This window comes from Aeromonas sp. 600774 (assembly GCF_049175075.1).
Taxonomy (GTDB): Bacteria; Pseudomonadota; Gammaproteobacteria; order Enterobacterales; family Aeromonadaceae; genus Aeromonas; species Aeromonas veronii_A.
This window is the reverse complement of the sequence record NZ_JAAKUJ010000008.1, coordinates 121,912-139,944: the sequence shown is the minus strand read 5'-3', so window position 1 is coordinate 139,944 and position 18,033 is coordinate 121,912. Positions and strand designations below refer to the sequence as shown.

Below are 18,033 nucleotides of genomic sequence, written 5' to 3'. Positions count from 1 at the left end.
GCTCACGCGCCGAGGCGGGCCAGCAGCCAGCTGCGAATGTCGCCGAGCTGCGGACGGCAGATCTCGTGGCGCATCGGGTACTCGTGCCACTCGGGGGCGAGCCCGGCAGCTTCAAGCCGGTTCTTGGCATCCCAACCGAGCGACAGGCTCACCACATCGTCGTAGATGCCGTGCATGTAGCAGATGGGCAGGGTGCGAGCAGCCTCGCTCATCTCGCCGAGCAGCTTGTCGGGGGCAGCCAGATAGGTGGACATGCAGAGCAGGCCCGCCAGCGTTGCCTGATAGCGCAGCGCGGTGAAGGAGGCAATCACTCCGCCCTGAGAGAAACCTGCCAGCACGATGCGCTCGGGGGCAAACCCGTCGGCCACCAGCTGATCGAGCAATGTGGCAATTTGGTCGGCTGATTCCCGCACATGGGATTCCACGGCTCGCTCGTCGGGATCCTCGAAGCTCCTGATGTCGTACCAGCCCCGCATCTTGTAGCCCATATTGATGGTGATGGGGCGCTCCGGCGCATCCGGCAGCAGGTGACGCACCGGTAGCTCGGCGGGCAGGTCCAGCGCGTCCACCAGCGGGGCGAGACCGGCACCGGAATCACCCAGCCCGTGCAGCCAGATCACCGCGTGGCGGGCGCCCTGCGGGTGCAGGTCGATCATGGGAACACCACCTCTTCGCCAGCCTGGGCGGTGCAGGATTTACTCAGCAGCGCCTTGAGCTCGTGGCCGAAACGGTTGTCGATCCAGGTGTCACCCTGCAGTTCGAAGTGGAAGCCGTTCTCGCGGGTGGCGACCCAAATCTGGTGCAGTGGTTCCTGCTTGTTGATGATGACCTTGGTCTTGTTCTCGAAAGAGAGGGTCAATACGCCGCCGTTGCGTTCGCAGTCGATATCCGGATACCCCTCGTCGAGGGTGTCTTCCACATATTGGAAAAAGGCGTCGGTCAGGGCGTGATACTCGTGATCCTTCATCGGTTTATCCTGTTGCTTTTAACAATGTGAGTGCGATTATAGAGGGCCAAAAATTTTTTCGCAGCGAACCATTATGATCACCCAGTTCACCAAGTGTCTGCTTGCCACTCTTCTGTCCCTCGGGTTGGCCGCGTGCGGTCTGAAGGGGCCGCTCTATATGCCGCCCCCCGAGCCGCCACAGAGCCAGAGTACACCGCAAGCAGCACCGCCTGCGACCTCCGAGGCTGCCACCGAGGCCACGCCGCACTAATGCCGCACCCATTCTAGGAAGGAACCGCCCCCTTGGATCACTTTAACTACGACGCCGACGGCCAGCTTCAGGCCGAGCAAACCTCGCTGCAACAGCTCGCCGAGCAGTACGGTACCCCGCTTTACGTCTACTCCCGGGCGACTCTCGAGCGCCACTGGCACGCCTTCGACAAGGCCGCTGGCGACATTCCCCATCTGATCTGCTATGCAGTGAAGGCCAACTCTAACCTGGCGCTGCTCAACCTGCTGGCCCGTCTGGGCTCGGGGTTTGACATCGTCTCCGGTGGCGAGCTGTCGCGGGTGTTGGCAGCGGGTGGCGATCCGGCCAAGGTGGTCTTCTCCGGGGTGGCCAAGAGTGAAGCGGAGATGCGCCTTGCGCTGGATAAAGAGATCCTCTGCTTCAATCTGGAGTCGGAAGCCGAGCTGGAGCGCCTCAATCGGGTGGCGGGCAGCATGGGCAAGAAAGCTCGCGTCTCGGTGCGGGTCAATCCGGATATCGATGCCGGTACCCACCCCTATATCTCCACCGGCCTCAAGCAGAACAAGTTCGGCATTCCCATCGAGCTGGCACCTGCCATCTATCGCAAGGCGGCCGCGATGGCGAACATCGAGATCGTCGGGGTGGATTGCCATATCGGCTCGCAACTCACTGAATTGAATCCCTTTATGGAAGCAGCTGACAAGTTGCTGCGGCTGATCGACGGTCTGGCTGCAGAAGGCATTCATATCCATCATCTGGACGTGGGGGGCGGCCTTGGGGTCAACTACGGTTCCGAGCAGCCACCCCATCCGACCGAGTATGCCGAAGCGCTGAAGCAGAAGCTGGCGGGCCGGGATCTGACCCTGCTGTTCGAGCCGGGCCGCGCCATCGTCGCCAATGCCGGCGTGCTGCTGACTCGGGTCGAGTACCTGAAGCCGGGCGAAACCCGCAACTTCGCGCTGATCGATGCCGGCATGAACGACATGCTGCGCCCCTCGCTCTACGGCGCCTGGATGAACATCATCGAGGTGGATAGCCGCGCCGGTCATGCTCCCGCGATCTATGACGTGGTGGGCCCGGTGTGCGAGACCGGCGACTTCCTTGGCAAGGAGCGCACCCTGGCCATTGCCGAGGGTTCCCTGCTGGCAGTGCGTTCGGCCGGTGCCTACGGCTTTACCATGTCATCCAACTACAACACCCGTCCGCGGGCAGCCGAAGTGCTGGTGGATGGTGCCGAAGCACACCTGATCCGCGAGCGTGAGCAGTTGGCCGATCTCTGGCGCGGTGAGCACCTGCTGCCCTGATGGCGCAGGCTGGGACAATGATTTCATAACGGTTGACGGTGAGTTTTTACAGCCCTAACAGCACAGGAGTGCGCGATGTGTACAGATTGTTCCATGATGCATGGGGCTTTGGACAACGACTTCATGGCGCTTGACGACTCTTGGTTCGGTGAATTTTTACAGCCCTAACAGCACAGGAATGCACGATGTTGATAGATTTTTCCAAGATGCATGGCTTGGGCAACGACTTCATGGTGGTGGATGGCGTCACCCAGAAGGTATTTTTCAGCAATGACGTCATCAAGAAGCTGGCAGATCGCCACTTCGGGATCGGCTTTGACCAGCTGCTGCTGGTGGAGCCGCCCTATGACCCTGAACTCGACTTTCACTATCGCATTTTCAATGCCGATGGCAGCGAAGTGGAGCAGTGTGGCAACGGCGCCCGCTGTTTTGCCCGTTTCGTGCGTCTCAAGGGGCTGATCAACCGGGATCGCATCGCGGTCAGCACCGCCCGGGGTCGCATCGTGTTGCAGCTGGAGGGGGAGAACCAGGTCACGGTCAACATGGGTGTTCCCCAGTTTGAGCCGGGCAAGATCCCGTTCCGGGCCCAGAAGGCAGAGAAAACCTATCTGTTGCGGGCGCAGGAGCATACCGTGATGTGTGGCGTGGTCTCCATGGGCAATCCCCACTGCGTCATCGAAGTGCCTTCGGTCGCCGATGCGCCGGTCGAAACGCTGGGTGCCATCATGGAGCGCCACGAGCGTTTTCCCGAGCGGGTCAACGTCGGCTTCATGGAGATGGTCAACGCCACCGAGATCAAACTGCGTGTATTCGAGCGGGGCTGTGGCGAGACCCTGGCCTGCGGCACCGGTGCCTGTGCGGCGGCGGTGATTGGCATCAGTCAGGGCAAGCTCAAGGAGCGGGTCACCGTCAGTCTGCCGGGCGGCAAGCTGACCATCGCCTGGAAGGGGCCGGGCCAGCCGGTCTACATGACAGGCCCCGCCGAGCATGTGTTTGACGGCCAGATAGAGGTTTAGCCGATAAAGGTTCAGGTACGGGGGGCGCTGGCCCCCTTTGCCCATGATGTCGGGGCAGCGAGCCCCATTTCTCTGATGGATCAACCAATTTATGAGCGAACTCAAACGGCAGGAGCAATCGGTGGATGAAGCCACTGTGCTGGAGTACCTGGCCCGTTATCCCGAGTTTTTCCAACGCCATGCCGCCGTGCTGGACCGGATCCGCATTCCCCATGAACGCAAAGGGTCGGTCTCGCTGGTCGAGCGCCAGCTGGAGCGTCAGCGCGAGCGGATCGAACAGCTGGAGCAGGAGATCACCGAATTGATGGGGATCGCCAGCGAAAACGAGCGGATCTTCCGGGTCTATGCCGATCTCTACGGCGAGCTGTACGGCTGCCAGACCCTGTTCGAGGTAAGTGCCGTGATGGGCAAGGCCTTTGTCCAGCGGCTGCGCCTGACCGGGCTGCGGCTCTGGCTCAATCCCAAGAAGTTTGCCCTGAGCGGGCCCGAGCAGCGCTTTCTGGCGCAGGGCAAGCAGCTCGAATCCCTGCTGGGTCAGCGTCTGCCGGGGCAGGATTACTACTTTGGCCGCCTGAGCCAGAGCGAGAAGCAGGCGCTGTTTGGCCATGATGTGCTGGTCAACTCGGTGGCCCTGATGCGGCTCGGCGATCTCGGTGTGCTGGCCTTCGCCAGCTCGGATCCAGGCCACTTTACTCCCCACAACGACACCCTGCTGCTGGGCCAACTGGGGCGCCTGCTGCAACTGCGTCTGCCCGAGTTGACTCATGGCTAGAACACCGGCCAAGGCGCCTGCCAAAGCACCCGTCATCGCACCGCCACTGCCTGCGGCACTGGCGGACGAGCTGGCGGCCTTTATCGAATACCTGAGGGTCGAGCGTCAGCTCAGCCCTCATACCCGCAATAACTATCAAGCCCATCTGGAGGCGATGACCGCCGAGCTGGTGGCCCTCGGGCTCACTGATTGGGGTCGGCTCGAGGCGAGTCAGGTGCGCACTCTGGTGACCCGGATGCACAAGGGGGGCCTTGCTCCTCGTTCCCTTTCCACCAAGGTCTCGGCCCTGCGCAGCTTTTGCGACTGGCAGGTGCGGCAGGGGCGGCTCACCGCCAATCCGGCTCGCGGTATCGTCACCCCCAAACAGGGGCGGCCGCTGCCGAAAAACCTCGATGTGGACGAGATGCACCAGCTGCTCAACATTACCGACGAGCAGGATCCGCTGGCGGTGCGGGATCGCGCCATCATGGAGCTGATGTACTCCTCAGGGCTGCGTCTGGCCGAGCTGGTGGGGATCAATCTGGTGGATCTGAAGCTCGACGACCGCCAGCTCAAGGTGACCGGCAAGGGCTCGCGGGAGCGGGTGCTGCCCATCGGCCGGATGGCGGTCGAGTGGCTGCAGAAGTGGCTCAAGGTGCGCCCGCTGCTGGCCGGGGATGAGAGCGAGGCGCTGTTTGTCTCCAACCGCAAGCAGCGGCTGTCGGCGCGCTCGGTGCAGGCCCGCCTCGATGGCTGGGGCAACAAGCAGGCGCTTAACGCCCACGTCCATCCCCACAAGCTGCGCCACAGCTTCGCCACCCATATGCTGGAGTCTTCCGGCGATCTCCGGGCGGTTCAGGAGCTGCTGGGACATGCCGACCTCTCCACCACCCAGATCTATACCCACCTCGACTTCCAGCATCTGGCCAAGGTTTACGACAGCGCCCACCCCAGGGCCAAGCGTGACCCGGATGCGCAGGACGATGAATAACGGGCCCTGAGCCCCGTTGCAGAGGATAGTCCATGCACTTCTATCGCCGCTGGCAGCCGGTTGCTGCCATCTCGTTTGACCTCGATGACACCCTCTATGACAACGGCCCCGCCATCGTGCGGGCCGAGCAGTGGATGTTGAGCCATCTGCGCAGCGAATATCTGGCGACAGCCATGCTCGACAAGCCACGCTGGCTGGAGCTAAAACGCGCTGTGTTGCTGGCCAACCCCGGGCTGCGCCACGATGTCAGCCTGGCGCGCCAGCAGACCATCCGCGCCGCCATGGTCGAGGGGGGGATGGTCGACCAGCAGGCCAGTCGCGAGGCGGAGCAGGTCTTTGCTGCGTTTCTGGCAGAGCGCTCGAAGATCGAGGTGAGCGAGTCCACTCATCAGCTGCTGGCCAGATTGGCCGAACGCTACCCGCTGGTGGTCATCACCAACGGCAATCTGGATCTGCTTCAGGCCGGGCTGGATCGCTACTTCACGCTGGTCTGCAAGGCGGGGGCGGGCGCCAGGATGAAACCGGCGCCGGATATGTTTGAGCAGACCCGCAGTGCCCTCAAGCTGCCTGCGCAGCGGATCCTCCATGTGGGGGATCATCCCGAGACCGATGTACTGGGTGCCCGATTGCATGGCTTTCGCGCCGCCTGGCTCAACGAACGGCAGCAACCGTGGCAACAGCTGCAACTGTTGCCGGACGTGGAGCTGACGGCACTGGAGGAGCTGGCCGAGCTGCTGCTCTGATGGCGCTGGCGGGTGGTCACGCTCAGGCGGTAATGGCTGTCAGCGAATAGCGATATATGGCAAGGGGTTACGCCCGCTATTTGCGACAAATCAACCCGAGCAGGGTGTTGCGATCGCGCTGGTTGACGCGGCAGTAGCTGATGCCGACGGGCAGCGCCTGCTGCAGGGTGATGGCGCTGTTCTGATAGCGGCAGACCAGATAGAGCGGGCGCAGGTTGCTATCGAGCTGGCTCCAGTAGTGGAGCTCGTCGCTGTCGCCATTATCCGGTTTGAGTTGGGCCAGTTCGGCAGGATCTCCATCGAACAGGGCCAGATTATCGAGCCGGTGACTGAGGGTTTCGTCCGGTTTGCCATCGTCATTGCGGGTGAACGCCTGCCAGCCCTGCTGCGGGGTCAGCAGCTGCTGGCGAGCCTCGATGGTGGCAGGACAATCAAATTGCAGGCTGGCGGCAAGGGCCAGGGTTGTCAGTAACATGGCTGCTGTTCTCTCTTCACGTCCTCAACAAGATGCCATGCTACGTCATCTGCCCCCGAACAGCTTCATCAGTTTATCAAGCAGATCAAGCTGTTGTGGTGGCCGTTTCATTGACTCTGCCTCTCGTTCCAGTAGTGCCTGTTGCTCCTGCTGACGGTCACTCAGCACCTGGTAGAGGGGCTCGACCAGTGACTCGCGCTGGGCGACCAGCTCCTGGAACATGCTCTGATTGATGCGATAGGTTTCGACGGTGGCCACCGCCCGCACGGTGAAGGTACTGGGTTCGCCGGTGAGCAGGCTCAGTTCCCCGAAGAAGTCACCTGCGCCGAGAGTGCCCAGTTTCAACTCTTTCCCTTCCAGATTAATCAGCATCTCGGCTTCACCTTTGACCAGTACGAACAGCCAGCTGGAGACCTCACCCTGCTCCAGCATGATGTCACCGCTGACAAAGGGGGCAAACTTCACCTGGTCCGCCAGTCTGATCAGCTCATCCTCCTGCAACATGGCAAACAGCGGCAGCTTGCGCAGGGTATCGGTTCGTTCGGCGGTGTGGCGCTTGTGGCGGGCATCCAGGTGCTGCTTCTCCTTGGCCATAAAGACATTGAAGATCGGTGGGGTAAGACGGCGATCGTTGCGACGCAGGGCGGCATCGATCAGGCTGCGTACCATGGAGTCGGTCGGATCGTCGCGAGCCAGATCGGTCAGCCAGTAGCGCACCGCATAACGGGCAATCCCCCCCTCGACATTCATCAGCAGGCAATCCGGTTGCGGATGCTTGGCGACGCAGGGGAGCTTGGTCTCTCGCAGGGATTTCTCGATCAGGGCGATGATCTGGGTCGGCAGGGTATCCAGGGTCAGATCGAACCAGACCCAGCGTCGCCACTGCAGCGGCTCGCCACGGCGACGCCCGAGCACGGTGAAGCGCTGTTTGAGCAGGTGGCTGTTGGGGATGACGACTGTCTCCCAGTTGCGGGTCTCGATGGTGGTGGCACGCCAGTTGATCTCCACCACCCGGCCCTGGGTGGTGTCGACTTGCAGCCAGTCACCGATGGCGATGGAGTTGTCGAGCTGAATGGAGACCCCGGCCAGCAGGTTGCCCAGGGTGTCCTGCATGGCGAAGGCGATGACCGCAGTGATCACCGCCGAGGTGGTGACTATCTCTCCGAGCGCCATGCCGGAGGCGTAGAGGCGAAACAGACCCCAGCCGATATAGCCGATGGTGATGACGATATCGGCGATGATCCGCGGGATCCGCACATGGCAGAGGGGGAGCAGAAACTCGAACAGCAGGATCCCCCATATCTTGACCAGTATCAGGCCGGCCAGCAGGGTGGAGATCTCGATCAGCAATTGATGGGGCAGAGGTAGTTTGAACCAGCCCCCTTCCAACTGGATCAGCAGGATCACGACAGTGCTTATCATCACGAAGCTGAGCTCGGAGAGCAGCTCTCGTCGTTGCCCGGGGCGGCGCCAGAAGTGAAGCAGCATCAGAGAGAGGGTGAGCAGGGTCCAGAACGGGTGTTCGCGGATCCATATCAGTGTGGGTAGCGCAGTGAGGTTGTCGCTGAACATGGCGGCCCCTTGTGATGGTTTTATTTCCAGCATAGCCGTTCCGGCACGGGGAAATGGTGCGTTGGGGCTGCAATTTATTTATCCTGTGCAGAACCGGGCAAAGGAGTGCGATTAAGTGAAATTTTCAAAGAAAATCATCTGTTTGATGGTTATGTTGCCATTGGCGGGCTGCGATCTGCTGGTCGACAAGTACCGGGTCGAATTCCGGGATGGGTCCTGGCGCGAGATCGTCATCACCCCCTTCTCCAGTGAGGCGCACTGGCGCGAGGGGTGTGCCACCGGTGAGGTGCTGAGCGATATGAAGGTACCCATCAAACGGGGTGACAAGATCAATGGCCGGGAGCAGTTGCTGATCGGAGGCGAGAAGTTCGAACTGGATGACAACAACCTCTACCGCAGCAACGGCATGGTGTTTGGTCACTCGCCTGACCATATCCAGCGTGGACTGAAGGGGATGGATATCTGCCGAACCCTGCGCCCCGAGCGGGGCGGATTACCCAAGCTCAAGGCGCGAGGATTTGGTGAATAAGCGTTAATGGCTATCTCTCTGACGGCGTCGGCAGGCGTCACCAAAGGCCTGGAAGATCTTGATGGAGTGAGGATTTTCGCTGGCTTTCCACTCCGGGTGCCACTGTACTGCCAGCAGGAAAGGGGAGAGGGCCGGGGCATGGATGGCCTCGACCAGCCCATCTTCGGCATGTGCCAGCGGCTCCAGGCCAGCACCAAGACGGTTTAGCCCCTGTCCATGCAGGGAGTTGACCGGTATCTGTTCAGCCCCCATCAGTTCGGCAAACCAGCTGCCTGGCAGCAGCTCAATCTGATGGCTTGGCCCATACTGTTCGTCGACCGGGTCGTCGGCATCTTCCCGATGATCGTCATAACCCGGTTCGGTGTAGACCTTCTGGTGGATATCGCCGCCCAGTGCCACGTTGATCTCCTGCATGCCGCGACAGATCCCGAGGATCGGCAAGCCACGGGCGAGCGCTCCCTTGATGAGGGGCAGATCGAACAGGTCGCGATCCCTGTCCTGCTGTTTCTCCGGGGTGAGGTTCTCCTGCCCGTAAAGCGCCGGATCGATGTTGGAGCCGGCGCCGCTCAGATAGATGCCGTCAGCCAGATCCAGATATTGCTCCAGATCGGCGGTGCCGCAGCAGGTGGGTACCAGCAGCGGGACGCAGCCGCTGATCTCTACCAGCGGCATGATGTATTTGTGGGTCATTACCTGATAGGCGTGGCCGTTACGGGGCTGGGCCCCCATGGTCATCAGCACGACGGGTTTACGGCTGGTGGCGAGTACGGAATTTGGCATAGGACACCCTGATTATCCCTGGCGTTAAAGTCTCATCCTGCACCTTGGGCAGACCCTTGCACATCGGCTGGGCAAGGGCATGCCTCAAGGCATGGTCATGGGATCCCGCGTCGTACCGGGTGGCAGAATCGTCAGTCATCTTGGGCAGCGACAGCCTGGATCCTCTCCCCAGTCTGCCAAGGCCGTTCAATATGTCAAACAAAATGATGCTGAATTGTTAACGATTTTGTTTGTGATGATTCTTGAGTGGCGATTTTACTGGAGAAACTGGATAGAGATGTACAGCAGGAGCACCATGGTGGTGGATATATTAAACGCGCAGGGTGGTGGAGGTGGGAAGGCGTAAATGCATCAAGATAAACACGCCTCCGCGAGGGGAGGCGTGCTTCGGGGATCACAACAGGTCTTCGATCTCGCCGCGCAGATACTGGTACATCTCGCGATAGGCAACCGGCGGCTTGTTTAGCTCCCGCTCCTTGTTGGCGTTGCGGATCAGCTGGCGCAGCTTCTGGCGATCCAGTTCGTGGAACTGGGACATCAGCTCGTTGAGGGCGCTGTCACCTTCGGTGATCAGGCGTTCGCGCCACTGCTCCAGGCGGTGCAGACGGGCATTCACGGTGGAGTGACGGTTCTTGATGATGGAGAGCGCTTCGGCAATCGGCTCGATATCGCGGCTGCGCATCAGGCGGCCGATGAACTGCAGATGGCGACGGAAGGACTCATCCTTCTTCGGCTTGAGCTTGCGACCCAGCTCGACAGCTTCTGCAAGCTCTTCATCCAACGGGATTTTTTCCAGCTCGCTGTGGCTGAGGGAGACGATCTCTTCCCCCATTTTCTGCAATGCTTCGGCATCGCGCTTGAGCTGGCTCTTACTGGGGCCCCAGTCTTCGAACTCGTTGTCGTCTTGATATTGACTCATCGGTCTCTTGATTCCTGTCATTCACGTTTGGTGGATATGTTACCAGCTTCTCCCGCTGGGCGCAGGGGTCTGATATGCTTACCCCCCTTTCCTTCTTTCATACAGATGTGAGTTATGGATCAGCAAGACCAAATCCGCCAGGATCAAGCCCATCTCGAGGCCGTGGTTGCCGAAGCCCTGGAGATAGCCAAAGGACTGGGCGCCTCGCTGGCCGAAGTCTCCATCAGCAAGCAGACCGGGTTGTCGGTGAACACCCGGGGTTGTGAACTGGAAAGCATTGAATTCAATAAGGATGGCGCCCTCGGCATCGCTGTCTATCGCGATGGTTGCAAGGGCTCTTCTTCGACCACCGATCTGAGCAAACCCGCCATTCGTGCCGCAGTTGAAGCGGCCATCGAGATTGCCCGCCACACCTCGGCCGATGATTGCGCCGGTCTGGCGGACGCCGAGCTGCTGGCCTGGGATGCCCCCGATCTGCAACTGTGTCACCAAATCGAGCTGGATCCCCGGCGCGGCATCGAGCTGGCCATCGAGTGCGAGCGGCTGGCGCTTGGTCGCGATGCCCGCATCAAGCACTCCGACGGTGCCGGTTTCTCCAGCCATCTCGGCATCAAGGTCTATGGCAACAGCCACGGCTTCGTCAAAGGCTACGCGGCGTCGCGCAACTCCCTGAGCTGTGTGCTGATCGGCGAGCAGGATGGCGACATGCAGCGTGATTACGGCTACTCCTCCAGCCGTACTCTCGACGGGCTCTGGAGCCCGCAGCGCATTGCCGACGAAGCCGTTGAGCGTACCGTCTCCCGCCTCGGCGCCCGCAAGATCTCCACCCGCCATGCGCCTGTGCTGTTCCACCCGGACACTGCCTCCGGCCTGTGGGGCCATTTGGTGATGGCCATCAGCGGGGGCAACCTCTATCGCAAGTCGAGCTTCCTGCTCGACAAATTGGGCAAGCAGATCCTGCCCGAGTGGCTCACCATTCAGGAGTTCCCCCACCTGCTTGGCGGGCTCGCCAGTACCCCGTTTGATGGGGAAGGGGTGCGTACCCGCGATATGGATATCATCCGTAACGGCGAGCTGATGAGCTGGCTGCTTACCTCCTACTCTGCCCGCAAGCTGGGGTTGACCACCACGGGGCATGCTGGAGGTATCCACAACTGGCAGGTTTCCAATACCGGCCAGGATTTTCAAGGCATGCTCAAAGAGATGGGCACCGGCCTGCTGGTGACCGAGCTGATGGGACAGGGGGTCAATATCGTCAATGGCGACTACTCCCGCGGCGCTGCCGGTTTCTGGGTCGAGAATGGCGAAATAGCCTATCCGGTCGAGGAGATCACCATCGCCGGCAATCTGGCCGAGATGTTCAGTCATATCGTGGCGGTGGGTAGTGACGAGGATGAGCGCTCCAGTCTCAAGACCGGCTCGGTGCTGGTAGAGAATATGAAGCTGGCGGGTCACTGATCGCCGCTGCAGCGAGATCGATATCCATAAAAAGAGGGCCGCAATCGCGGCCCTCTGTCTTATTTGCCTGGCGGATTAACCGGCCTTGACGCTGCGGCGACGCTGCAGCCAGACGATCACCCCGAACAGCAGGAAGCCCGGGATCCACATCCACTCCTTGCGCCAGCGATCGGTGGGCGCCTTGACGGTGAGGATCTCCTGATCGAACTCCAGCCCCATGGTGGCGGCCGGGCTGCCAAAGGCGACGTTGTCGATCAGCGTCTTGCCATCCTGCTCATAGAGGCTCAGCCCCAGATTGGCCAGCCGCTCCTCTCCATTTGCCCCATCCGGTACGGCGACCAGCAGGGTGAACTTGCGTGGCTTGCCCACGGCATCTTCACCGAGGATCCGCAGCCGCAGGGTGCTCTCCGCCTCCACTTCACCCATGGTTTGGGCCAGCTGGGCAGGCGGGGTCTCGCGATAGGGGTCGTGCACCATGTCCATCCAGAAACCCGGGCGGAACAGGGTAAAGGCGACCAGCAACAGCAGCACGCTTTCGTACCAGCGGCTCTTCACCAGGAACCAGCCCTGAGTGGCGGCGGCGAAGATCAGCATGGCGATGGTCGCCACGATGAAGATCAGCACCCCGTGGGCGAAGTCCACGTCGATCAGCAGCAGATCGGTGTTGAAGATAAACAGGAACGGCAGCGCCGCGGTACGCAGGCTGTAGTAAAACGCCGTGATCCCGGTCTTGATGGGATCGCCCTTGGAGACAGCGGCAGCCGCGAAGGAAGCCAGCCCCACCGGCGGCGTCACATCCGCCATGATGCCGAAGTAGAAGACGAACAGGTGCACCGCGATCAGCGGCACGATCAGCCCGTTTTGCTGCCCCAGCGTCACCACCACTGGTGCCAGCAGGCTGGAGACCACTATGTAGTTGGCAGTGGTCGGCAGCCCCATGCCAAGGATCAGGCTCAGCAGAGCGGTTAGCAGCAGCATCAGCAGCAGGTTGCCCATGGAGAGGAACTCCACCAGATCCGCCAGCACCAGACCGACCCCGGTCTGGGAGACCGCACCCACGATAATCCCCGCGGTGGCGGTGGCAATGCCGATACCGATCATGTTGCGGGCACCGGCGACCAGCCCTTCCCGCAGATCCACCACGCCGTCAGCGACGGTGCCGTAGTCGTGCTTGCCGTCCTTGCGCAGCCAGTTGAGCAGCGGGCGCTGGGTCAGCAGGATGATCACCAGAATCACGGTCCCCCAGAAGGCCGACAGCCCCGGCGAGAGGCGTTCCACCATCAGGCACCACACCAGTACCACCACCGGCAGCAGGAAGTGCAGGCCGGAGAGCAGCACGGCGCGGGTGTTGGGCAACTCGGTGAGCGGCTTGTCGGGATCTTCAGCAGGCAGCGGTTCATTGCTGGCAGCGATCTTCAGCAGGGCCACATAGGCGGCAGCCAGCAGTACCGAGATCCCCGGCAGGGCGTAGTCACCCAGAGCAGGTTTGAGCCAGCCGAGGCCATAGTAGACCGCCAGTGACAGGCCGCTGATGAGGGCTGCGCCAAAGGCAAAACCGGTCAGGCGACGCAGCCAGGGTTTGGGTTGATGGTTGCCGATGGGCTGCATGCCCAGTTTCAGGGCCTCCAGATGGACGATGTAGAGCAGCGCTATGTAGGAGATGGTGGCAGGCAGGAAGGCGTGCTTGATGATCTCCACATAGGGGATGCCCACGTATTCGACCATCAGGAAAGCCGCAGCCCCCATCACAGGTGGCATGATCTGGCCGTTGACCGAGGAGGCCACTTCCACCGCCCCCGCTTTCTCTGAACTGAAGCCCACCTTCTTCATCATCGGGATGGTGAAGGTGCCGGTGGTCACCACGTTGGCAATCGACGAGCCGGAAATCAGACCGGTCAGGCCGGAGGCGACCACTGCTGCCTTGGCCGGGCCGCCGCGCAGGTGACCGAGCAGGCTGAAGGCGAGCTGGATAAAGTAGTGACCGGCACCGGCACGCTCCAGCAGGGCGCCAAACAGCACGAACAGGAACACGAAGCTGGTGGAGACGCCAAGGGCAATGCCGAACACCCCTTCGGTGGTGATCCACTGGTGGTTGGCCAGCGCGGTGAAACCTACCCCGCGATGTGCCAGCAGTCCCGGCATCCAGGGGCCCGCCAGGCTGTAGATCAGAAAGACGATGGCGATGACCGCCAGTGCTGGCCCCAGGGCGCGGCGCGCCGCTTCCAGCAGCAGCGGAATGCCGATGCAGGCGGTCACCAGATCGGCGGTGGTGAGGGTGCCGGGACGCAGCGCCAGCGCTTCATACATCACGAACAGGTAAGACGCGGCGCCTGCGGCGATCAGACCGAGGGCGATATCACCGAGGGGGACCCGATCCCGCGGCGAGGAGCGAAACGCCGGGAACACCAGAAAAGCGAGCAACAGGGCAAAGGTGAGGTGAATGGAGCGGGTTTCGGTGTCATTGAGTACGCCAAACCCCACCATGAAGGGGAGTGGCGAGGCGATCCAGAGCTGGAACAGGGACCAGGCCAGCGCCAGCGTGGTGATGATCCAGCCCAGCGGGCCCAGCGGCAGGCGAGCGCCCACATCCTGGGCGATCAGTTCCTCGGTAGAGAGTTGTTTATCTTGCATAGGGTTAACTTGTGCCAACGAGTACAACAAGAGCGACACCCGCCCCCGCAATCAGGCGGCAGACGGGTGTCGAAGAGAGTGACAAAGGCCCCGGGGCCTTTAATCAGAGCCAGCCGCGCTCTTTGTAGTAGCGGGCAGCCCCTTCATGCAGCGGTGCAGAGAGACCCACCTTGATCATGTCGGCCTCTTTCAGGTCGGCAAAGGCAGGGTGCAGGCGCTTGAAGCGATCCAAGTTGTCGAACACCGACTTGACCAGCTGATAGACCACTTCCGGATCGGTTTTGGCGCTGGTGGAGAGCACCGCTTTGCCACCGATGGAGGGGGTCGGCTTGTCGCTGCCCTTGTAGATGCCGCCCGGGATCTCGGCCTTGCTGTAGTAGCTCTTCTCAGCCAGCAGCTTGTCGATGTCGGCGCCAGTCACAGGTACCAGAACTGCATCTGTGGTGGTGGAGGCTTCCTGAATGGCGCCGTTCGGGTGACCCACGAAGTAGCTCATGGCATCGATGTTGTTGTCACCGAGGGCGGAGGCTTGTTCGGCCGGTTTCAGCTCGGAGACCAGACCGAAGTCACCCTTCTTCCAGCCTTTGACCGCCATGATCTCTTCCATGGTGTCACGCTGGCCGGAGCCCGGGTTGCCGATGTTGACGCGCTTGCCCTTCAGATCGTCGAAGCTGGCGATCTTGGCATCGCGGCGAGCCAGGATGGTGAACACCTCGCTCTGCAGGGAGAAGACGGCGCGCATATCGTCCATGGCCCCTTCGGCCTGGAACGGCGGCAGCCCCTTCATCGCCTTGAACTGGTGGTCGGATTGCATGATGCCGAAGTTGAATTCACCGCTGCGGATGCCGTTGACGTTGGCAACACCGCCGCCACTGGCCGGGGCGTTGCACTTGATCTGGTGATCGGCGGCGCCGCGATTGAGGAAGCGGCAGATGGACTGGCCAGCGACATAGTAGACGCCGGTCTGACCGCCGGTGCCTATGGTCACGAAGCGCTCCTGCGCTTGTACCGGACCACCGAATGAGACACCGACCAGAGCCGCCGACAGGGCGCATGCCAAAGTTAATCCTTTCATTTTTTCTCCCTTTTCTTTGATTTTGTTTATCCGATCCCCGGATAAATTGATGGCAATCCCGTTCTGCGCCGGGCTTGCCCGCTCTTCTCGTTGCGCGAAAGCGGGGGAGTTGATCACCCCTTTTCCGGCAGTCACCCTCATCCTGTGGTGAGGCTACCGACCTCCTGTCGGTCGAAGATAAATTGGCCCCTGAGGGGCCAAATAAAAAGTTGCAAGCACTCCGATTAAGCACATTCACCCAACATAAATCAAACGAAATGGCAAAATAACGGAGTTAAATCTTGAGAAACATGACCTCGATCATTCATTTTCTTGCCGAAGATTAATTTGATATGGAGGGAAATGGAAGAGGGAAAAACTGCGAGAGGATTCTTATGCGGCCCTTGAATGACAAGGGCCGAGGTCATAATGGATCAGTTGGCCGGGGTGGCCAGATCCAGGATAAAGGCGTATTCCAGCGCGATATCCTCGTAGGCTTTGAAGCGGCCCGACTTGCCGCCGTGGCCGGCGTCCATGTCGGTGTTCAGTAACAACTTGTTATCATCTGTCTTCAGTTCGCGCAGCTTGGCGACCCACTTGGCGGGCTCCCAATACTGCACTTGCGAGTCGTGCAGCCCGGTGGTGACCAGTAGGTTGGGATAGGCTTGCGCCTTCACCTGATCGTAGGGGCTGTAGCTCTTCATGTAGTCGTAGTAGCGCTTCTGGTTCGGGTTGCCCCACTCGTCATACTCCCCGGTGGTGAGGGGAATGGACTCGTCCAGCATGGTGGTGACCACATCGACGAACGGCACCTGCGCCACCACGCCGCGATAGAGTTCAGGCGCCTGATTGATGACGGCCCCCATCAGCAGGCCGCCGGCGCTGCCGCCCATGGCGTAGACCTGATCCCTGGCCCCGTAGCCTTGCTCAACCAGCGCCTTGGTGACATCGATAAAGTCATTGAAGGTGTTCTGCTTTTTCAGCAACTTGCCATCTTCGTACCAGTGACGGCCCAGCTCTTCGCCACCCCGGATATGGGCGATGGCGTAGACGAAGCCTCTGTCCAGCAGGCTCAGGCGCGAGCTGCTGAAGTCGGGATCCATGCTGGCGCCGTAGGAGCCGTAGCCATAGACCAGCAGCGGATTCTTGGGCGCATCAGCCAGCTCTTTCTTGAACTTGTCTTTGCGATAGACCAGCGACACCGGCACCGATACGCCGTCGCGGGCGGTCACCCAGAGTCGCTCGCTGGCGTACTGGTCGGCCTTGAAGCCGGCCACCGGTTGCTGCTTGAGCAGGGTGCGCTTGCCGCTCGCCATATCCAGCTCATAGGTGGAGGCGGGGGTGGTCATGGAGGAGTAGCCATAGCGCAGGGCGCTGGTATCCGGCTCCGGGTTGTAGGCGAGCCAGGTGACGTAGGCGGGATCGTCGAAGGCGATCTCCTTCTCGTCACCGCTCTGCCAGTTGATCTGGCGCAGTCGGGTCAGCCCCTTGTTGCGCTCTTCCAGTACCAGCCAATCCTTGAACAGGGCGTAGCTCTCCAGCAGCACGTCCGGATTGGGGACAATCACCGCCTTCCAGCGATCGACCGGGCTCTCCTTGGTCTCGTAGAGGCCGAAGTTCTTGCCGTCCTTGTTGGAGCGCACATAGAAGCGGCCGCGGTAGTGATCCAGGCTGTATTCGTGATCCACCTGACGGGGCAGGAACAGGCGGGGGGCGTGCTCCGGCTGGTTGGCATCGATCAGCCGTGCTTCGCCGGTGGTGGTGCTGGAGAGGGCGATGACGATGAAATCTTCCGAGGTGGTGGCGTAGAGGCTGATGTAGAAGGAGTCATCCTTCTCCTCGTAGACCAGCTTGTCCGTGGCCGGATCCGTCCCTAGCGTATGGCGATAGACCTGATAGGGCAGCAAGGTCTGCGGGTGCTTGCGCACATAGAAGACGGTCTTGTTGTCGTTGGCCCATACCAGATTGCCGGAGGTATTTTCCAGTTTGTCGGTGGCCCACTGGCCGCTCTCCAGATCGAGGAACTGGATCTGGTACTGACGGCGGGAGAGGAAATCTTCCGCCACCGCCAGCCAGCGGTTGTTGCGGCTCACCTCAAGGGCGCCGAGGGCATAGAACTCGTGCCCTTCAGCCCGCAGGTTGCTGTCGAGCAGCAGGTTTGCCTGCTCCTCTCCCAGCCTGATGCGGGAGTAGATGGCGTACTCCTTGCCCGGTTCATAGCGGGTCTGGTAGCGGTAGCCATTCTTCACATAGGGCACCGACTCATCCTGCTGGGGGATGCGGGCGACCATCTCTTTGTAAAGCTGTTCGCGCAGCGGCTTGGTCGGCTTGAGGATGGCCTCGGTATAGGCGTTCTCGGCCTTGAGATAGTCCAACACCTCGGGCTTCTGCCGCTCGTCGTCACGCAGCCAGTAGTAGTTGTCGATGCGGGTATCCCCGTGTTTTTTCAGAGTGCGGGGATGTTTGGCGGCCACGGGCGGCTGGATTGGATGTTCGCTTGTCAGCATGGCGGGCTCTTCATTGGCATAAGTGGGGGGGAGAACTGTCAGAAAGGCTAGCAGCAGAACTCCTCGGGAAAAGGTAAACATGTCGCATCCTTGGCGCTGGAAAGGGT

The 18,033-nt window shown here is 61.0% G+C and carries 17 protein-coding genes; 8 read left to right on the top strand and 9 right to left on the bottom strand.

Annotated elements, in window-relative coordinates:
• Positions 1 to 2: 2 nt before the first annotated feature.
• Together G5171_RS10605 and cyaY are read right to left on the bottom strand one after the other, a co-directional pair.
• On the bottom strand, positions 3 to 656 hold the full coding sequence (locus tag G5171_RS10605) for an alpha/beta hydrolase (RefSeq protein WP_216979651.1): 654 nt from the start codon (positions 654 to 656) through the stop codon (positions 3 to 5).
• Positions 653 to 967, bottom strand: a complete 315-nt coding sequence (gene cyaY, locus G5171_RS10600) for an iron donor protein CyaY (RefSeq protein ID WP_216979650.1) — start codon at positions 965 to 967, stop codon at positions 653 to 655. The genes G5171_RS10605 and cyaY overlap by 4 nt, the downstream gene beginning before the upstream one ends.
• A gap of 73 nt (positions 968 to 1,040) precedes the next feature.
• On the opposite strand from cyaY, the gene lptM reads away from it, so the two are divergent.
• The 6 genes from lptM (at position 1,041) to G5171_RS10570 (ending at position 6,001) form a co-directional block, all read left to right on the top strand.
• A complete protein-coding gene (gene lptM, locus G5171_RS10595) occupies positions 1,041 to 1,217 on the top strand; it encodes an LPS translocon maturation chaperone LptM (protein WP_337073094.1) in 177 nt (58 codons plus the stop codon).
• Between the two features lie 32 nt (positions 1,218 to 1,249).
• A complete protein-coding gene (gene lysA, locus G5171_RS10590) occupies positions 1,250 to 2,500 on the top strand; it encodes a diaminopimelate decarboxylase (RefSeq protein WP_088868282.1) in 1,251 nt (416 codons plus the stop codon).
• Between the two features lie 185 nt (positions 2,501 to 2,685).
• On the top strand, positions 2,686 to 3,516 hold the full coding sequence (gene dapF / locus G5171_RS10585; RefSeq protein WP_005336371.1) for a diaminopimelate epimerase: 831 nt from the start codon (positions 2,686 to 2,688) through the stop codon (positions 3,514 to 3,516).
• A gap of 91 nt (positions 3,517 to 3,607) precedes the next feature.
• Positions 3,608 to 4,288, top strand: coding sequence for a DUF484 family protein (locus G5171_RS10580; protein WP_005336370.1), 681 nt, complete (start codon positions 3,608 to 3,610; stop codon positions 4,286 to 4,288).
• Complete coding sequence (gene xerC / locus G5171_RS10575; protein ID WP_337073095.1) at positions 4,281 to 5,258, top strand: tyrosine recombinase XerC; 978 nt, start codon at positions 4,281 to 4,283, stop codon at positions 5,256 to 5,258. Before G5171_RS10580 ends, xerC begins: the two co-directional genes overlap by 8 nt.
• 32 nt (positions 5,259 to 5,290) lie before the next feature.
• Positions 5,291 to 6,001, top strand: coding sequence for an HAD-IA family hydrolase (locus tag G5171_RS10570; RefSeq protein ID WP_421212212.1), 711 nt, complete (start codon positions 5,291 to 5,293; stop codon positions 5,999 to 6,001).
• A 76-nt stretch (positions 6,002 to 6,077) separates the two neighbouring features.
• Here G5171_RS10570 and G5171_RS10565 read toward each other — a convergent pair whose 3' ends face one another.
• A complete protein-coding gene (locus tag G5171_RS10565) occupies positions 6,078 to 6,476 on the bottom strand; it encodes an STY0301 family protein (protein ID WP_421260157.1) in 399 nt (132 codons plus the stop codon).
• Positions 6,477 to 6,521: 45 nt separating this feature from the next.
• Entirely contained in the window at positions 6,522 to 8,048 is a 1,527-nt protein-coding gene (locus G5171_RS10560) for a mechanosensitive ion channel domain-containing protein (protein WP_421260175.1), read from the bottom strand.
• Positions 8,049 to 8,193: 145 nt separating this feature from the next.
• Here G5171_RS10560 and G5171_RS10555 point away from each other — a divergent pair, with 145 nt between their 5' ends.
• Positions 8,194 to 8,577: a hypothetical protein gene (locus G5171_RS10555; protein WP_041234382.1), complete on the top strand. Its 384-nt coding sequence runs from the start codon at positions 8,194 to 8,196 to the stop codon at positions 8,575 to 8,577.
• 3 nt (positions 8,578 to 8,580) lie between these two features.
• Here the strand turns inward: G5171_RS10555 and G5171_RS10550 are convergent, their stop codons facing one another.
• Both G5171_RS10550 and yjgA read right to left on the bottom strand, forming a co-directional pair.
• Positions 8,581 to 9,357, bottom strand: a complete 777-nt coding sequence (locus tag G5171_RS10550; RefSeq protein ID WP_421260156.1) for a gamma-glutamyl-gamma-aminobutyrate hydrolase family protein — start codon at positions 9,355 to 9,357, stop codon at positions 8,581 to 8,583.
• Positions 9,358 to 9,751: 394 nt separating this feature from the next.
• A complete protein-coding gene (gene yjgA, locus G5171_RS10545; RefSeq protein WP_019444852.1) occupies positions 9,752 to 10,276 on the bottom strand; it encodes a ribosome biogenesis factor YjgA in 525 nt (174 codons plus the stop codon).
• Positions 10,277 to 10,390: 114 nt separating this feature from the next.
• Between yjgA and pmbA the strand changes: the two genes are divergently transcribed.
• Entirely contained in the window at positions 10,391 to 11,734 is a 1,344-nt protein-coding gene (gene pmbA, locus G5171_RS10540) for a metalloprotease PmbA (protein ID WP_421260155.1), read from the top strand.
• Between the two features lie 75 nt (positions 11,735 to 11,809).
• On the opposite strand, the gene G5171_RS10535 is transcribed toward pmbA, so the two are convergent.
• The 3 genes from G5171_RS10535 to G5171_RS10525 all read right to left on the bottom strand — a co-directional run bounded on the left by G5171_RS10535 (position 11,810) and on the right by G5171_RS10525 (position 18,007).
• The gene (locus G5171_RS10535) at positions 11,810 to 14,365 is read right to left on the bottom strand and encodes a TRAP transporter permease (RefSeq protein ID WP_421260154.1); all 2,556 of its coding nucleotides are present in this window, start codon (positions 14,363 to 14,365) and stop codon (positions 11,810 to 11,812) included.
• Positions 14,366 to 14,468: 103 nt separating this feature from the next.
• Positions 14,469 to 15,440, bottom strand: coding sequence for a TAXI family TRAP transporter solute-binding subunit (locus G5171_RS10530; protein WP_005339950.1), 972 nt, complete (start codon positions 15,438 to 15,440; stop codon positions 14,469 to 14,471).
• A gap of 413 nt (positions 15,441 to 15,853) precedes the next feature.
• Positions 15,854 to 18,007, bottom strand: a complete 2,154-nt coding sequence (locus tag G5171_RS10525) for a S9 family peptidase (protein ID WP_421260153.1) — start codon at positions 18,005 to 18,007, stop codon at positions 15,854 to 15,856.
• Between the last annotated feature and the right edge of the window lie 26 nt (positions 18,008 to 18,033).

What these genes read in the sequence shown, in the direction of transcription:
- G5171_RS10605 (WP_216979651.1), bottom strand. Translation starts at nt 656, where the DNA reads ATGATCGACCTGCACCCGCAGGGCGCCCGCCACGCGGTGATCTGGCTG.
- cyaY (WP_216979650.1), bottom strand. Translation starts at nt 967, where the DNA reads ATGAAGGATCACGAGTATCACGCCCTGACCGACGCCTTTTTCCAATAT.
- lptM (WP_337073094.1), top strand. Translation starts at nt 1,041, where the DNA reads ATGATCACCCAGTTCACCAAGTGTCTGCTTGCCACTCTTCTGTCCCTC.
- dapF (WP_005336371.1), top strand. Translation starts at nt 2,686, where the DNA reads ATGTTGATAGATTTTTCCAAGATGCATGGCTTGGGCAACGACTTCATG.
- G5171_RS10580 (WP_005336370.1), top strand. Translation starts at nt 3,608, where the DNA reads ATGAGCGAACTCAAACGGCAGGAGCAATCGGTGGATGAAGCCACTGTG.
- xerC (WP_337073095.1), top strand. Translation starts at nt 4,281, where the DNA reads ATGGCTAGAACACCGGCCAAGGCGCCTGCCAAAGCACCCGTCATCGCA.
- G5171_RS10570 (WP_421212212.1), top strand. Translation starts at nt 5,291, where the DNA reads ATGCACTTCTATCGCCGCTGGCAGCCGGTTGCTGCCATCTCGTTTGAC.
- G5171_RS10565 (WP_421260157.1), bottom strand. Translation starts at nt 6,476, where the DNA reads ATGTTACTGACAACCCTGGCCCTTGCCGCCAGCCTGCAATTTGATTGT.
- G5171_RS10560 (WP_421260175.1), bottom strand. Translation starts at nt 8,048, where the DNA reads ATGTTCAGCGACAACCTCACTGCGCTACCCACACTGATATGGATCCGC.
- G5171_RS10555 (WP_041234382.1), top strand. Translation starts at nt 8,194, where the DNA reads ATGGTTATGTTGCCATTGGCGGGCTGCGATCTGCTGGTCGACAAGTAC.
- G5171_RS10550 (WP_421260156.1), bottom strand. Translation starts at nt 9,357, where the DNA reads ATGCCAAATTCCGTACTCGCCACCAGCCGTAAACCCGTCGTGCTGATG.
- yjgA (WP_019444852.1), bottom strand. Translation starts at nt 10,276, where the DNA reads ATGAGTCAATATCAAGACGACAACGAGTTCGAAGACTGGGGCCCCAGT.
- pmbA (WP_421260155.1), top strand. Translation starts at nt 10,391, where the DNA reads ATGGATCAGCAAGACCAAATCCGCCAGGATCAAGCCCATCTCGAGGCC.
- G5171_RS10535 (WP_421260154.1), bottom strand. Translation starts at nt 14,365, where the DNA reads ATGCAAGATAAACAACTCTCTACCGAGGAACTGATCGCCCAGGATGTG.
- G5171_RS10530 (WP_005339950.1), bottom strand. Translation starts at nt 15,440, where the DNA reads ATGAAAGGATTAACTTTGGCATGCGCCCTGTCGGCGGCTCTGGTCGGT.
- G5171_RS10525 (WP_421260153.1), bottom strand. Translation starts at nt 18,007, where the DNA reads ATGTTTACCTTTTCCCGAGGAGTTCTGCTGCTAGCCTTTCTGACAGTT.